Annotated in this window: 16 protein-coding genes; 4 read left to right on the forward strand and 12 right to left on the reverse strand. The window is 62.0% G+C overall.

The genetic code is table 11. From position 1 onward, the window contains the following. Positions 1-4: 4 nt before the first annotated feature. The 3 genes from O7A70_RS18930 to O7A70_RS18940 all read right to left on the reverse strand — a co-directional run bounded on the left by O7A70_RS18930 (position 5) and on the right by O7A70_RS18940 (position 1,953). On the reverse strand, positions 5-943 hold the full coding sequence (locus O7A70_RS18930) for a GlxA family transcriptional regulator (RefSeq protein ID WP_263485819.1): 939 nt from the start codon (positions 941-943) through the stop codon (positions 5-7). Positions 944-1,282: 339 nt separating this feature from the next. Next, the gene (locus tag O7A70_RS18935) at positions 1,283-1,417 is read right to left on the reverse strand and encodes a hypothetical protein (protein ID WP_013894968.1); all 135 of its coding nucleotides are present in this window, start codon (positions 1,415-1,417) and stop codon (positions 1,283-1,285) included. Positions 1,418-1,767: 350 nt separating this feature from the next. Continuing rightward, positions 1,768-1,953: a hypothetical protein gene (locus O7A70_RS18940; protein ID WP_027145885.1), complete on the reverse strand. Its 186-nt coding sequence runs from the start codon at positions 1,951-1,953 to the stop codon at positions 1,768-1,770. A 219-nt stretch (positions 1,954-2,172) separates the two neighbouring features. On the opposite strand from O7A70_RS18940, the gene O7A70_RS18945 reads away from it, so the two are divergent. Then, on the forward strand, positions 2,173-3,072 hold the full coding sequence (locus O7A70_RS18945) for a LysR substrate-binding domain-containing protein (RefSeq protein WP_015317416.1): 900 nt from the start codon (positions 2,173-2,175) through the stop codon (positions 3,070-3,072). On the opposite strand, the gene O7A70_RS18950 is transcribed toward O7A70_RS18945, so the two are convergent. Both O7A70_RS18950 and O7A70_RS18955 read right to left on the reverse strand, forming a co-directional pair. Continuing rightward, positions 3,073-4,026, reverse strand: a complete 954-nt coding sequence (locus O7A70_RS18950; protein WP_337141736.1) for an alpha/beta hydrolase — start codon at positions 4,024-4,026, stop codon at positions 3,073-3,075. It lies immediately after the preceding gene. Positions 4,027-4,242: 216 nt separating this feature from the next. Further along, a complete protein-coding gene (locus tag O7A70_RS18955; protein ID WP_337141737.1) occupies positions 4,243-4,428 on the reverse strand; it encodes a hypothetical protein in 186 nt (61 codons plus the stop codon). Between the two features lie 315 nt (positions 4,429-4,743). Here O7A70_RS18955 and O7A70_RS18960 point away from each other — a divergent pair, with 315 nt between their 5' ends. Continuing rightward, complete coding sequence (locus O7A70_RS18960; RefSeq protein ID WP_337141738.1) at positions 4,744-5,784, forward strand: acyltransferase family protein; 1,041 nt, start codon at positions 4,744-4,746, stop codon at positions 5,782-5,784. A 29-nt stretch (positions 5,785-5,813) separates the two neighbouring features. Here the strand turns inward: O7A70_RS18960 and O7A70_RS18965 are convergent, their stop codons facing one another. The 6 genes from O7A70_RS18965 to O7A70_RS18990 form a co-directional block, all read right to left on the reverse strand. Further along, complete coding sequence (locus O7A70_RS18965; RefSeq protein ID WP_337141739.1) at positions 5,814-7,943, reverse strand: ASKHA domain-containing protein; 2,130 nt, start codon at positions 7,941-7,943, stop codon at positions 5,814-5,816. After that, a complete protein-coding gene (locus O7A70_RS18970; RefSeq protein ID WP_337141740.1) occupies positions 7,894-8,865 on the reverse strand; it encodes a methyltetrahydrofolate cobalamin methyltransferase in 972 nt (323 codons plus the stop codon). The genes O7A70_RS18965 and O7A70_RS18970 overlap by 50 nt, the downstream gene beginning before the upstream one ends. Before the next feature lie 82 nt (positions 8,866-8,947). Next, a complete protein-coding gene (locus O7A70_RS18975) occupies positions 8,948-10,039 on the reverse strand; it encodes a methylenetetrahydrofolate reductase (protein WP_027145889.1) in 1,092 nt (363 codons plus the stop codon). Next, on the reverse strand, positions 10,036-10,632 hold the full coding sequence (locus O7A70_RS18980) for a methylenetetrahydrofolate reductase C-terminal domain-containing protein (protein WP_027145890.1): 597 nt from the start codon (positions 10,630-10,632) through the stop codon (positions 10,036-10,038). Before O7A70_RS18980 ends, O7A70_RS18975 begins: the two co-directional genes overlap by 4 nt. Beyond that, a complete protein-coding gene (locus O7A70_RS18985; protein WP_027145891.1) occupies positions 10,625-10,927 on the reverse strand; it encodes a virulence factor in 303 nt (100 codons plus the stop codon). Before O7A70_RS18985 ends, O7A70_RS18980 begins: the two co-directional genes overlap by 8 nt. Before the next feature lie 409 nt (positions 10,928-11,336). Next, positions 11,337-11,912: a DUF4893 domain-containing protein gene (locus O7A70_RS18990; protein WP_337141741.1), complete on the reverse strand. Its 576-nt coding sequence runs from the start codon at positions 11,910-11,912 to the stop codon at positions 11,337-11,339. Between the two features lie 99 nt (positions 11,913-12,011). On the opposite strand from O7A70_RS18990, the gene O7A70_RS18995 reads away from it, so the two are divergent. Continuing rightward, on the forward strand, positions 12,012-12,932 hold the full coding sequence (locus O7A70_RS18995; protein ID WP_337141742.1) for an NAD-dependent epimerase/dehydratase family protein: 921 nt from the start codon (positions 12,012-12,014) through the stop codon (positions 12,930-12,932). A 4-nt stretch (positions 12,933-12,936) separates the two neighbouring features. Here the strand turns inward: O7A70_RS18995 and O7A70_RS19000 are convergent, their stop codons facing one another. Next, positions 12,937-13,566 carry a DUF1638 domain-containing protein gene (locus O7A70_RS19000; RefSeq protein WP_337141744.1) on the reverse strand — a complete coding sequence of 210 codons (630 nt, stop codon included), beginning with the start codon at positions 13,564-13,566 and terminating at the stop codon, positions 12,937-12,939. A 55-nt stretch (positions 13,567-13,621) separates the two neighbouring features. On the opposite strand from O7A70_RS19000, the gene O7A70_RS19005 reads away from it, so the two are divergent. Further along, positions 13,622-13,759 carry an entericidin A/B family lipoprotein gene (locus O7A70_RS19005; RefSeq protein ID WP_140758252.1) on the forward strand — a complete coding sequence of 46 codons (138 nt, stop codon included), beginning with the start codon at positions 13,622-13,624 and terminating at the stop codon, positions 13,757-13,759. Positions 13,760-13,793 lie beyond the last annotated feature (34 nt).

Consider the following 13,793-nt stretch of genomic DNA (forward strand, 5'->3'; position numbering starts at 1 on the left):
GGGCTCAAGCCGCCAGCAACTGCTTGCGGTCTACGCGCTCCTGCTGCGGCGAGCGGGCGTAGAGCTCGCGGTAACATTTTGAGAAATGCGAGGCCGAGACGAAGCCGCAGGCGACCGCCACCTCGACCACCGGGAGCGACGACTGGATCAAGAGATGCCGGGCGCGGTCGAGGCGGATTTCGAGATAGTAGCGGGCTGGGGAGCGGCCCATCTCGGTGCGGAACAGGCGCTCGATCTGGCGGCGCGACAGGTCGACATGGTCGGCGATCTCGATCAGCGAAAGCGGCTCGGACAGATTGGCCTCCATCAGTTCGATGATGGTCAACACTTTCGAGTTCTGTACGCCAAGGCGGGCGCGCAGCGGCAGGCGCTGGCGGTCGGTGGGGCTGCGCACACGGTCGGTCAGCACCTGCTCGCACACGCGGTTGACGAGGTTCTCGTCGAAATCGTCGCCGATCAGCTTCAGCATCATGTCGAGCGCGGCGGTGCCGCCGGCGCAGGTGTAGATGTTCTGGTCGATCTCGAACAGATCGGCAAAGACATTGGCCTTCGGGAAGGCCTCGGAAAAGCCCGGCAGGTTTTCCCAATGGATGGCGCAGCGCTTGTTCGACAACAGCCCGGCGGCGGCCAGGATATGCGCACCGGTGCACAGACCGCCGACGGCGACGCCGCGGTTATATTCCTCGCGCAGCCAGGCAAAAGCCGACTTGTTCTGATAGCGCTCGACATTGGTGCCGCTGCAGACGATGGCCATGTTCGGGCGGTCCGGCCCGGCCATCTTCTTGCGTTCCTCCTCCAGCGAGGTGTTGACCGCACACTCCACGCCGTTGGAGGCGCGCACCGGCTTGCCGTCGATGCTGGCAAGGCGCCAGCGATAGGCCTCGTAGCCGAGCATCCGATTGGCGGAGCGCAACGGGTCCAGCGCGGTCGCAAAAGCGATCATGGTGAAATCGGGAACAAGGAAGAACACAAACGACCGCTTGATCGGATGCTTGACGGCGTTCACGGGGAACCTCATCTGGCCATGACGCGAACAGGATGTCGCGAATAGCATAGCGTCATCAGGAAAAACCATTCCTGTCAATCGGCTAGGTGGCTTTGGCAAGATTAAATTTGCGACATGGGTCGCAAATGGGCAATCGCCGCGCGGTGCTGCTCAAACCAGGTCACCGTCAGGTTGTGAAAAGGCGATGGAAGCGCAACAGATAAACGCCGCCTCGGCGGAACCGAAGCGGCGGCAGTCAACTCTGAAGCCGTGGCAGGGAGCGCGGCTGTGGAGGTATCAGGCGACGAAGCCGAGACGCGCCGCAGCCATCGCCCCGGTCTGGCCAGGCATGGTGTTGGCGAGGCGCTGACGCTCGAGAGCGGTGGTCAGGTTCATTTCGCGGCGGGCGAAGAGGCGGGCAAAAAGCTTCATGATCATCTCCAATCGGTTGCTCAGACGGGTCGCCTTCGCTTGATGGAGTGGGGCAGCTCGTTTGCTGACGGGGATATAGGCTTGTAGAAGCAGAAACTAAATCGCAAAAGCGAAGCGCTTGATATGAAAAGCGACACCGATTGCGATAGATTTGGGCAGGTTGCCGGTGTTGTGCCCAATATTTACGAATATTTACAGCTGGCTAGCTTCAAAAACGAGCTGCCATGCGGCTTGCTCATATGCGCCATGCAGCGGCAGCATGGATGCTGAATTCGTTTGAATACAAATAAAATAGAGAAGGCCTGCCGGGAGGGTTGCGCGGCAGGCCTTCAGCACGGGGTACACACGATCTACTTTGCTCCAGCCCAGGATCCGACGCCATTGCGAATGCCGGTCTTGGTGTCGGAAGCTTCCGGCCAGCCGATATCCTTCTGCAACTCGATCGGCAGGGAACGGATGGCGCGTTCGGTCTGGTAGCGGGCGCGGGCGGCGTTGAATTCGGTCGCGATGCGGCCGAGGGACGACAGGATAGACATTTCGATCTCCTTTGCTGCGGCGCGGGAGGCGCCGGCAATGCATTACGTCAGGTCTGTTTCAGCTTCATTACATGTCGAATGCAGGTCTGCGTCGTGGTCGTTTCGTGGCCGCTTTTGGCGGCATGCTGCTTCGATGGAGTTGACTATGCTCCTGATCTGATGTTCAATCAAACGAAATGGAATGATGCTTTGTATCAGAAAAATTGAAGGCCGATCGTCATGAACGCCCCACTCAATCACCCGCTGCCGCTGCTCGACCTCGACGTTTTGCGCACTTTCGTGGCGATTGCCGAGACAGGCAGCTTCACCACCGCGGCCAATGCCGTTTTCCGCACGCCGTCGGCGGTCTCCATGCAGATCAAGAAGCTGGAGGACATTCTAGGCCGCTCGGTGTTCGCGCGCGATGCGCGTTCGGTGACGCTGACCACGGACGGCGAAATGCTGCTCGGCTATGCCCGGCGGCTGTTGTCGATCAACCGCGAGGTGGTGTCGAAGTTCATTATCCCCGACATTGTCGGCGTGGTGCGGCTCGGCTCACCGGATGATTATGGCGAGCGCGTGCTGCCGCATGTGCTGAAGCGTTTCGCGCAGTCGCATCCCTCGATCGCCGTCGACGTCACCATCGACCAGAGCAGCAATCTGCGCCGGCGCATGGACGACCGCGCGCTCGACATCACGCTGTTGACGAACTCCTATAAGACCAGCGCGCTTGGCGCCGAGGTGCTTTTGACCGAGCCCATCGTGTGGGCCGGCGCCAAGGGCGGCTGCGCGCATCTGCGCGAACCGCTGCCGGTCTCATTGTGGGAAGAAGGCTGTGCCTGGCGGGCCGGTGCGCTCGAGGCATTGGGCCGCGAGGGCCGCAACTATCGCGTCGCTTACATGAGCGCCCATACCGCAGGCCAGCGAGCCGCGATCATGGCAGACCTTGCGGTCGCGCCGCTCCCGCGATCGTTCCTCGGCAACGACATGGTCGAACTCTGCCCGAAGGACGGCATGCCCGATATCGGCACTTACAATCTTGCCATGGTGGTGGCGCCGGACGCCAGCGCACCGGTCAAGGCCGTCGCCGACCACATCCGCGCGACTTTCGAAGTGTTTAGGGAAACCGGCAAGTTCTGATCATCCGGGATACTCGGACCGAAGGCGCTGCTCCGCCGCCTCTGCGGAGGCGGCGATCGGCGAAGGGCTCTGGCTCAGGAAAGCAACGATGTGTTGGCGCGCGCGCCGCGCTTCCGGCATGTCAATCAGCGGCCAGACGTGGAACATGCCTTCCTCGTAAACCAACTCCACCTCGACACCGGCGGTGCGGGCTTTTTGTGCAAAGATCAGATTGTCGGGCGTGAGAAGATCGCGGGAGCCCGTCAGGAGCAATGTCTTCGGCAATACCGACAGATCGCCATAGACCGGGCTGATGCGCCAGTCGGTCGGATCCATACCGGCACTATACAGCCGGATTGCCTCCCGCCCACCGGCAATGCCCAACCATGGATCGTTCCGCTCCGCCTCGAATACTTCGGGGTTTGCGAGCGAGACGTCGAGCCCGGGTGAAATCAGCACATGACGCGAGGGTACGGACAAGCCCTCTTCCGCCGCCATCATGGTCAGCACCACGGCCATGTTGCCGCCGGCGGAATCGCCCATGAAGATGATGTCTTCCGCTTCTGTCTCCTCGAGCATCCCGCGATAGACAGCGCCGACCATGCCGAACATGGCGTGGAAGTTGTGCTCGGGGGCGATGGGATAGATCGGCACGGTGATGCCGTAGCCCAGCCGGTCGGCCATGTCGGCGATCAGATACCAGTGATAAGGCGTGATCTCAAAGACATAGGCGCCGCCATGCAGGTAGAGTATCTGCTTGTGCTCTCCGGCCCTGGGCGCGATTTCGTAGACCGGAAACCCGTCCACGCTGCGCGTCTGGATATCGTAACGCTGCTGCAGCAAGGCCGGCGGACGGTGATCCTCGGTCTTGCGGGCGGCCGCTATCCAACGCTGCAGGTTTTCCGGGCTGGAAAAGGCCTGCTTGCGGCTGTGCCTGAGCACGAAGGACACGACGTGGCTTTTCAAACTTGGCATGCGGATACACGAATTTCGGCGGCAGCCGACTAAGAGAATTCCCCTTCATTCTTGAAGATCGTGCCCTGGCCAAAGATGTCAAGATCAGCGCCGTGTCCACACGCTGGTGTGATCAGTGGCGCGGCAGAAGTGCCGCGCGCAACCGGTTGTTGGCTGTCGGGGACGTACGAGGTCCCCGGCGGAGGCCGAGCAATTTGCATTTGTCGGTGAAGGTCATCAGCGCGTCGTACCCAGAAGCAGCGAGGCGAGCGTGGCCTGCGGATCGTTCGGCGGCGATGCCGGCCACCCGATGTCCTTCCGGACATGCGCCGGCAAGCTGTTCAGCGCGCGGATCGCCTTATTCCTGGCATGAGCTTGCCTGATGGTCACACCGAAGCGGCCGAGATTTTCGAGCATCGACATTTTCATCTCCCTTGAAGAACGGCGGTGGCCAAGGACTTCTTGGCCGCCGTTCGATGCGGGGTAAATGCGCCTGCCATGTATCGGATGGATATCGCGAAAATAGCGCGTTCGTTTCCAGATCGGCCTAATCTGGAAACATTGCATACAAATGAGTTTTCGAGGCGTCGAAGTCGTTTTCAGATCCCGATAAATTGGACGTCCTCGGGCGGTGGTGCGCTGCGACTCGAATAGAAAATAGTTGACAAGTCGCCCGCAACTGCCTGTAATTGTGCAGCGCAGCAGCAGAAGTGTGCGTTGCAGCACAGCGCGGAAACCATGACCGGGGTCATCGTGCCGAGTATCCACAGCATTCAGTATCTGCGGGCGCTAGCTGCGAGTGCTGTGGTCTGCTTCCACGTCAGCGAGCAGTTCGACGGCCCGTTCGCTGTCGGTGCCGCCGGGGTCGACGTCTTCTTTGTGATCAGCGGTTTCATCATGTGGGTGACGACGGCGAGCCGCCCGGCGGATCCAGTGGGCTTCATCGGCCGCCGGATCACCCGCATCGTGCCGCTCTACTGGATCGTCACCTTCATGACTGCCGCAGCCATGCTGATCAAGCCACAGTTTTTTTACGATCAGTTGCTCAGCCCGCTGAGCCTCGGCCGCTCGCTGTTCTTCTTGCCGCTTCTGCAAGACGGCGCATTGCATCCCGTCGTCCTCCAGGGTTGGACGCTGAGCTACGAGATGATGTTCTATCTCGTTTTCGCCTTGACTCTTTTCCTGGGCGAACGACGGCGTCTGGGCGTGCTCGTCGGCATTCTCACCATCATCGTCGCGCTGCATTTTGTCTTGCCCGACGGATATGCGCGTTCCTTCACCAGCCCAATCGTGCTCGAATTCGCTGCCGGCGTCATTCTCGGACGCCTGTGGCTCCAGGACGTTCGGCTCTCGTTTGTGCTGGCCCTGACGCTGCTTGGTAGTGGGTTTCTTCTGCTCGCCGTCATCCCGTTGGTCGACGCCGACATGCCGCGCGTATTGCGCTGGGGCATCCCGGCCATGCTGATCGTGGCGGGCGCGGTCTTTGCCGAACGCGCTCGGCCGTTCAGGCCCGTGGCCTTGTTCAGCTTCCTCGGCGAAGCCTCCTATTCGATCTATCTTTGGCACGCCCTGGTGGCCGTCGCGGTGACGGGTATCACCTTGCGGCTCGGCGTGCTGCCGGCATTGCAGCCGGCGCTGATCGTCGTTCTCAGCCTGGTGTTCTCGGCGATGCTTTATCTGGTCGTTGAAAAGCCGCTCATCCGGGCGCTGCACCCCTCACGCCCCAAAGGCGTCAAGCGCGGAAAAGAGACCCCGCTTACCCAGGCTGCAGACACATGAATCCGATCGCAACGGCCTGAAGCGGTTTGTCAGTCGCGGCTGCGCCGTGCGGCGTGGCCTTCGCGCGAGCGCCTGCGCGGTGCTGCATCTCCGGCGATGCCATCCTCGCTGACCGTCTTGCGTGGCGGCAGTTTCACCGCCGCCGACAGTTTCGGGAACGGATCGACCTTGTTGGGCAGCGCCATGGCATAGACGAAATGCTCCTGGAATTTCGGCTCCAGCGCGGTCTCGATCTTCTCGATCTGGCTCACCGTCTCCTCGATCTCGCGACGATAGCCACGATTGAGCAGCGCCATGCGGGCACCGGCGCCTGCGGCGTTGCCGACGGCCGAGACCTTGTCGAGATCGCAATCGGGAATAAGGCCGAGCACCATAGCGTATTTCGGATCGATGAAGGAGCCGAAGGCACCGGCGAAATGGATGCGGTCGACATGCTCGGTGTTCTGCTTTTCCATCAACAGCTTGGTGCCGGCATAGAGCGCCGCCTTGGCAAGCTGGATGGCGCGCACGTCGGTCTGGGTGATGGTGATCTTGGGTTCGCCTTCCTTCAGCACGTAGGAGAAGGTGCGGCCGTTGGCGACGACGCGCGGCGAGCGCGCGGCCAGCGAACCGTCGACGACACCATCCTCCGAGATGATGCCGGACAGATACATTTCGGCGACGATCTCGATGATGCCGGAGCCGCAGATGCCGGTGACGCCGGTCGCCTGCACGCTATCGAGGAAGCCCGGTTCGTCGGACCACAATTCCGAGCCGATGACGCGGTATTTCGGCTCCAGTGTGTCGGGATGGATGCGCACGCGCTCGATCGCGCCGGGCGCGGCCCGCTGGCCACCGGAGATTTCGGCACCTTCGAAAGCCGGACCGGTGGGCGAGGAGGCAGCAACGACACGCGCGCGATTGCCGAGTACGATCTCGGCATTGGTGCCGACATCGACGATCAACATCATCTCGTCCTGGCGATGCGGACCTTCCGACAGCGTCACCGCCGCCGCATCGGCGCCGACATGGCCGGCAATGCAAGGCAGCATATAGAGGCGCGCGCCCTGGTTGAGCTTCAGCCCGATATCGGATGCCTTGATGCGCACGGCGCCCGAGACGGCAAGCGCGAAGGGGGCTCCGCCGAGTTCGGTGGGATCGATGCCGAGGAACAGGTGATGCATGATCGGATTGCCGACGAAGACGGAATCCAGGATGTCGTTGCGCTGGACATTGCCTTCCGCGCAGACCTTGTCGACGAGGCCGGAGATCGCCTCGCGCACGGCCACCGTCATGCCTTCGCGGCCATCCGGGTTCATCATCACATAGGAGACGCGGCTCATCAGATCCTCGCCAAAGCGGATCTGCGGGTTCGACGTTCCGGACGAGGCGGCGACGCGGCCCGACAGCAGCGATACCAGATGCATGGCGATGGTGGTCGAGCCGATGTCGCAGGCCAGCCCATAAGCCTCGTTCTTGAGGCCCGGCCACAGCGCGATGACGCGCGCGATGTCGCTGTCGGCATCCTTGTGGATGGCAGCGGTGGCGGTCCAGTTGCCCTTGCGCAATATGCCTTGCACCTGCGGCAGCAGATAAAAGTCGAATTCGAGGTTCTTAAAACCCCAGTCCTTCATCAGCGCGATCTTGAGCCGGTCGAGGTCGCCTGATGGGTTGTGCATGTCGGGTTCTTCGATCTCGACATAGCACATGCGGATCGCCGTATCGCGGGCGATCACCCTGGTGTCGGCATCCTTGCGGATGGTCTGCGCGTTGATGACGGTGTCCTGCGGCACGTCGATGACGAGATCGCCGAGGATCTGCGCCGAGCAGGAGAGGCGGCGCCTTTCGGGCAGGCCGCGCACGCGCTCGTAGCGCTCTTCCTTGGGACCTTTGGGCGAGATGTGGTCGTTTGAGGAGGTGATCTTGTGCTTGGCGAAATTGCCTTCCTGCACCTCGATCTGGCAGCGCCCGCAAGTGGCGCGTCCGCCGCACACGCTCTCGACATATACGCCGAGCTGGCGCGCGGCGTCGAGCACCGGCGTGCCGACAGGGAACCGCCCGCGCTTGCCTGACGGCATGAACAGCACGAGCGGATCGGTAATGTTTGCAGGTGAATTCACGATTGCGCGCTTATCCCCGGCCCATCCGGGCTTCACGACCGCCGCGCCGGCGGCTGCCATTGCCGCCTTCGCCCGGTGCATTGACCGCTGTCGGCGCCGCCACCGCGTGGCCGCCTTCGGCCGGCTTGTAATCCTTGTAGGTCTTGATCCATTTGGTGCAGTTCTCGTCGGTGCCGTTCAGCACGTTGGCGCCGCGCACGGCTTCCATTTCCTGCGGCCGCACCGGGTTCATGATCGCCGAAGTCATGCCGGCGCCGATCACCATCGGGATGAAAGCGGCGTTGATGCCGTGGCGGTGCGGCAGGCCGAACGAGATATTCGACAGGCCGCACGTGGTGTTGACCTTGAGCTCTTCGCGCAGGCGGCGCAACAGCGCGAACACCTGGCGGCCGGCATCGCCAAGCGCCCCGATCGGCATGACCAGCGGGTCGACGACGACGTCGTGCGCAGGAATGCCGAAATCGGCGCAGCGCTGCACGATCTTCTTGGCGACGGCGAAGCGCACGTCCGGGTCCATCGAAATGCCGGTTTCGTCGTTGGAGATGGCGACGACGGGCACGTTGTATTTTTTGACCAGCGGCAGGATGGCTTCGAGTTTTTCCTCCTCGCCGGTGACGGAGTTGACCAGCGGCCGGCCCTTGGCGACCTTCAGCGCGGCCTCGATCGCGGCGCTGACGGAACTATCGATCGACAGCGGCAGGTCGACCAGGCCCTGGACGATTTCCAGCGTCTGCACCAAAAGACCAGGTTCGGTTTCGTTCGGGTTGACCGAAGTGACGCCGGCATTGACGTCGAGCATGGTGGCGCCGCAGGCGGCCTGCTCCAGCGCGTCCTTGATGACGGTCTCGAAATTGCCAACCACCATTTCGGCGGCGAGCTTCTTGCGGCCGGTCGGGTTGATGCGTTCGCCGATCACGCAGAAGGGCTGGTCGAAGCCGATGATGATTTCTCGTGTCGCCGAGGCAACGATGGTCCGGGTCATGAAATCTCTCCGTCGTGATATAAAGAGTTCTTTATATCGTTATCTCTTGTCGATCAAGCGAATGGTGGTCGTTCCGCGCGGGTCAATGCGCGGTCTTCACCATATCCACCTGGGTTTCGGTAATCTCGTCGTGCAGGATGTGGTCCAGCCGGTCGGCGACCATCTGGTCGTCGCGGCGGATCTCACGCTTCCATGGCTGGCGGCCCTTCAGCACACCCGATTCATCGACGATCTCGGCGACATATTCCTCCTGGCGATAGGCCATCACGTGGATGCCAGAGACGCCGGGAATTTCCTTCACCTCGTTGATGATGTCGGTGCAGAGCTGCTTGCCTTCCTTCTTCTGGTCCTGGGCGCCTTCCAGCCGCTTGATGATGGCGTCAGGGATATGGATGCCGGGCACGTTGGAGCGGATCCATTTTGCCGTCTTGGCCGAGGCCAAGGGGCCGACCCCGCACAGGATGAACACCTTTTCGGTATGGCCGAGATCGCGGGCCTTCTGCATGAAGGTCTTGAACATCGGCACGTCGAAGCAGTACTGCGTCTGCACGAACTGCGCGCCGGCGGCGATCTTCTTGCCGAGATGGATCGGGCGAAAGTCGAAGGGCGGCGCGAACGGATTGACGGCAGCGCCCAGGAACAACTGCGGAGGCGTCGTCAGCTTGCGGCCGGACAGAAACTTGCCGTTGTCACGCATGATGCGGCAGGTCTCCAGCAGCGACATGGAATCGAGATCGAACACCGGCTTGGCGCCCGGCTGGTCGCCGGCCTGCACGCCGTCGCCGGTCAGGCACAGCATGTTGGCGACGCCCATCGCAGCACCGCCCAGCACATCGCCCTGGATGGCGATACGGTTCTTGTCGCGGCAGGCGATCTGCATGATCGGGGCGTAGCCCATGCGGGTCAGCAGCGCGCAGATTCCGACCGACGACATATGGCAATTGGCGCCGGACGCATCGACCGCGTTGATGGCATCGACCCATCCGTCGAATATCTTCGCCCTGTTATAGACATCCTCGGGGTCGGCGCTGTCGGGTGGGTTGAGCTCGGTGGTCACCGCGAATTCGCCGCGCCTGAGCACACGCTCCAGCCGGCCGCGCGAGGTGTGGCCGGGCAGGGGATCGAGCGGCAAATGGATGCCGGCCGGATTTTCATCGAGCTGGCGGCCGATCATGCGGACGCTCCGGTCTTCGCGGCAGCGGCGGCTTCACGGGCTGCCGCGGCCTGCGCGGTCACCCGCAGCCAGGCCGAGGTTTCGCGCAACGACTGGTCGACCGGCTTCTGCACGGTGAGGATCCTGTCGGAGTTGACCATGTTCTGCGAGCCTTCCCAGGCCTTGACCCAGACGCAGGGCATATCGGGCTCGACCTCGCAATTGCCGTTGGCGCGCACGCCGCCGCAGGGGCCGTTGCGCAATTGCTTGGGGCAATTCATCGGGCACGACATGCCGGTCGAGGACAGGATGCACTGGCCGCACATGCGGCAGTCGAACATGAAGCCCTTGACGCGCTTTTCAACGAATTTGATTGGAGCCTCGACACGGCCGTAGCCGATGCCCTTCCACAAGGGATGGAGCAGCAGGAACGTGTCGGCAAAACGGGCATAAAACCATTCAAGCAATCGCGAGTGCCGAATGGACCATAGTCTCACCGCGAACGAGCGCTGCACGCGGCGCTGCGGCGACACGTCGGCCGGCTTGTAGTCGGATTTCGGCGCGGCCTTCTTGACCAGCGTGGCCTGGGTAACCGCCGGGTTCTCGTCAGACATTTTCTTTTCCGCCCGCCTTGACCAGAGCGACCAGCCGCTCGCGGTCGTATTTCGTGTCGAGCTCGTGGAATGCCTTTTCGACCTCGGCTTCGAGATCGTCACCGACCGGAACCGGTTCGGCCTTGCGCCATTCGGCGAGATAGTCGTCAGTACCACCGGCGCCGGTGCGCATGGCGCACATGTCGATCGCCTCGGTGAAGCGCAACGGCAATTCGCGCTTGGCGTTCTGCCGGCCTTTCCTAACGATGACCTGGGCAGGGATGTCGCGCCAGTAGACGACGATAAGATCGGCCATGAATTCTCGCTCCTCGATATTCCGAGCATTGCCGCAAGCGTCGTAAGGCTGCTTGTTATGGGACGACGCGCGCGCATTCAAAAGCGACGCATTTGGATGTCGTAAAATGAAAGGCGGGTTTATTCGTTTGCGACCCATGTCGCGACGGGTCAATGCAGCAGGAATGGCGGCGAAGTTTGCGCTGTTCCCGACGCTGGATGCGTTACCAGATGCCGGTTCTCAGCCCTGTCCAGACGTAGAGCCAGATCGTTGGGTGGTACCATTGTTTCGATGGCAGCTCTGGATCGAACGTCGCGACGCTGACATTGATCTTGCCATGCTCCAAGGACCGGCTGATGTGGCCGGACCTTAGGGCAGGCGGGTTAATCCTTGGTATCCCGGAAGCCTTGCCAGGGCATGAAGACGCCGATCAGCGCTTGAACTCCATGATGTCGAGCTTCGATTCGTAGTAGGGGGCGGGGAATTCGATGCGCCATTCCTTGGCGCCGTTGCGGAAGGCGTAACCGACCTGGTCGGTTTGCGGGCCGCTGCCATAGGGCTTTGCCCGGTCGTCGTTGACGGAGCCGGAGCCAAGATAGATCGAGCGCTTGTCGCCGTCGTCGAAGAAGCGGCCCTGGGTGCGCTGCGAACCGCTGATCTTTTCCAGCCGCCAGCCGGAGCCATCATCGGTGACCCTGCATTTGAACCAGCCATAGATCACGAGCGGGCCCGGGCCGCCGACCTTGATGGTGCGGCACCGCCAATTGCCGGTGAGATCCTTGTCGGAGAAGGCGACCAGCGGCTTGGCCAGCAGCGCGTCGAGCTGCTTGACCTCGGCGGGTTTGCCCGCCTTTGCCTCGGCGAGCGCCGCCTTGCGGGTGTCGCCATATTTGTCGAGCCGCGCCTTATCGGCGGCGGTGATCAGTTTCTGCACTTGACCATCGGCAAGGGCGGGCAAAGTGCAGCAGAGCAGGCCGACAACTGCAAGCAAGGGGCGGAGGTTCATCAAAGGATTCCCTGTTTTGTCTGGGGCATAACTTACCGGGTCGCAGGCGCCTGTCATCCGTGCTTAACAGCGTCACGGTCGAAATTCATGGTGTGACGAATGCGAATCTTGCTTACGGGGTCGTCGGGTTGGCTGGGAAGCGCGTTGGCGCCGCTCCTGCGCGGGATTGGACATGAGGTGATCGGGATCGATCCCGTTCCATCGGCCGAAACGCGGATCGTCGGTTCGATTGCCGACCGTGATCTCGTCATGCGTGCCGTCGGGGAAAACCGGATAGACGCCATCATTCACAGCGGTGCGCTGCACAAGCCCAACATAGAAAGCCACGCCAACAGCGATTTCATCGCGGCCAATGTGCAAGGCACGCTAAACCTGCTCGACGCGGCGGTGGCGGCCAATGTGCAACGCTTCGTCTTCACGTCAACGACCTCGCTGATGATCTCGCAGGCGATACGCGACGGCTTCAAGGGTGGTGCGCGCAAGGCGGCATGGCTGACGGAGGCGATGTCGCCCGAGCCGCGCAACATCTATGGGGTGACCAAGCTCTCCGCCGAGCATCTCTGCCGTCTCTACCACCTCCGGCACGGGCTGCCGGTGGTGGTGCTGCGCACGGCACGTTTCTTCCCCGAGGCCGACGACATGGCGCATGCGATCGAGCAGTCGGACGCCAACACCAAGGCGAACGAACTGCTGTTTCGTCGGCTGACGGTGGACGACGCGGCGCAGGCGCATGTCGCGGCATTGGAGAAGGCGCCGGAACTCGGCTTCGACATCTTCATCGTCTGTGCGCAAACGCCGTTCCAGCCCGATGATTGCGCGGACTTGATCGCCGACGCTCCATCGGTGGTGGCGCGTTATTTTCCCGGATTTCCGGCACTTTATGCGCGCAAAGGCTGGACGATGTTTCCCTCGATCGACCGGGTCTATGACGCGTCACGGGCGAGGGACAGGCTGGGCTTTGCCTGCAGGACAAGTTTTGCCGACGTGCTGGCGGCGCTGGCGGCCGAAGACGGGACCTGAGCCGTCAGGCGTTCGCGGCCGCCCGCGCCAGGCCTGGCGTCAGGTCGCCAAAACCGGTGGAGCGGCGCTCATAGGCAAGGCCAAGCAGGGCGGCGGCCTTTTCCGCGACCTTGTCGAGCTCCGGATCATCGGTCTGCGCGAGATAGATCAGCTTCTGGTAGTTGCCGAAATAGTCCTTGATCAGCTCCGGGTGCTTGTCCAGGCCGAGCGGCTTCATGAAGAAGGCATCGAATTGACGGCACAGGAAGTCCGTCATGTAGAACGACATCATGTCGTCGTCGCCGACCTTGTCGTAGGCCTCCATGCCTTGATAGAAGGCGAAGCAATGCGGGCCGGCCATGCGCTCGACGCCATGCTTCTCCAACACGCGGTCAAGCACGCCGCCAGTGCCGCAATCGGCATAGCCGACGAAGATGTGCTCGTAACCCTCCGCCTTGGCCTTTTCGATCGCCTTGTCCATGGCCGGCGCGATGCGGTCGGGATAGAAATGAAATTCCGCCGGCAAACACGTCAATTCGAGGTGATCCAGCCCGAGCCGTTCCTTGACGGCCAACACCTCGCGCGCAATCATCCCGCAGGCGATGACGAGCAGCCTGTCTGTCTGATTCGGTTTCGTTTTTTTTGTCTTGACCAAGTCGAGCCGGCTTTTCGCTGCGGGGTTAATTTATCTGTCGAGGGAGACACCGTCCATGAAACTGCTACGGGTAGCGCCGATGGTTATCCTTGCCTGCGCGCTTGCACTCACGGCCTGCGCCAACACCATTCGGGGTGTCGGCAAGGATGTCAAATCGACGGCGAGGGCGGTCAAAGACACTGTCGCCAATTGATCGGCAGCCACCTCCTTCATCTGGGAACAAAAAA

It is taken from the genome of Mesorhizobium sp. Cs1299R1N1, from assembly GCF_037179655.1.
GTDB lineage: Bacteria > Pseudomonadota > Alphaproteobacteria > Rhizobiales > Rhizobiaceae > Mesorhizobium > Mesorhizobium salmacidum.

Bases quoted from the DNA above. Each gene is read 5' to 3' on its own strand.
- O7A70_RS18930 (WP_263485819.1), bottom strand. From the start codon at position 943: ATGATCGCTTTTGCGACCGCGCTGGACCCGTTGCGCTCCGCCAATCGG.
- O7A70_RS18935 (WP_013894968.1), bottom strand. From the start codon at position 1,417: ATGAAGCTTTTTGCCCGCCTCTTCGCCCGCCGCGAAATGAACCTGACC.
- O7A70_RS18940 (WP_027145885.1), bottom strand. From the start codon at position 1,953: ATGTCTATCCTGTCGTCCCTCGGCCGCATCGCGACCGAATTCAACGCC.
- O7A70_RS18945 (WP_015317416.1), top strand. From the start codon at position 2,173: ATGAACGCCCCACTCAATCACCCGCTGCCGCTGCTCGACCTCGACGTT.
- O7A70_RS18950 (WP_337141736.1), bottom strand. From the start codon at position 4,026: ATGCCAAGTTTGAAAAGCCACGTCGTGTCCTTCGTGCTCAGGCACAGC.
- O7A70_RS18955 (WP_337141737.1), bottom strand. From the start codon at position 4,428: ATGTCGATGCTCGAAAATCTCGGCCGCTTCGGTGTGACCATCAGGCAA.
- O7A70_RS18960 (WP_337141738.1), top strand. From the start codon at position 4,744: ATGACCGGGGTCATCGTGCCGAGTATCCACAGCATTCAGTATCTGCGG.
- O7A70_RS18965 (WP_337141739.1), bottom strand. From the start codon at position 7,943: ATGGCAGCCGCCGGCGCGGCGGTCGTGAAGCCCGGATGGGCCGGGGAT.
- O7A70_RS18970 (WP_337141740.1), bottom strand. From the start codon at position 8,865: ATGACCCGGACCATCGTTGCCTCGGCGACACGAGAAATCATCATCGGC.
- O7A70_RS18975 (WP_027145889.1), bottom strand. From the start codon at position 10,039: ATGATCGGCCGCCAGCTCGATGAAAATCCGGCCGGCATCCATTTGCCG.
- O7A70_RS18980 (WP_027145890.1), bottom strand. From the start codon at position 10,632: ATGTCTGACGAGAACCCGGCGGTTACCCAGGCCACGCTGGTCAAGAAG.
- O7A70_RS18985 (WP_027145891.1), bottom strand. From the start codon at position 10,927: ATGGCCGATCTTATCGTCGTCTACTGGCGCGACATCCCTGCCCAGGTC.
- O7A70_RS18990 (WP_337141741.1), bottom strand. From the start codon at position 11,912: ATGAACCTCCGCCCCTTGCTTGCAGTTGTCGGCCTGCTCTGCTGCACT.
- O7A70_RS18995 (WP_337141742.1), top strand. From the start codon at position 12,012: ATGCGAATCTTGCTTACGGGGTCGTCGGGTTGGCTGGGAAGCGCGTTG.
- O7A70_RS19005 (WP_140758252.1), top strand. From the start codon at position 13,622: ATGAAACTGCTACGGGTAGCGCCGATGGTTATCCTTGCCTGCGCGCTT.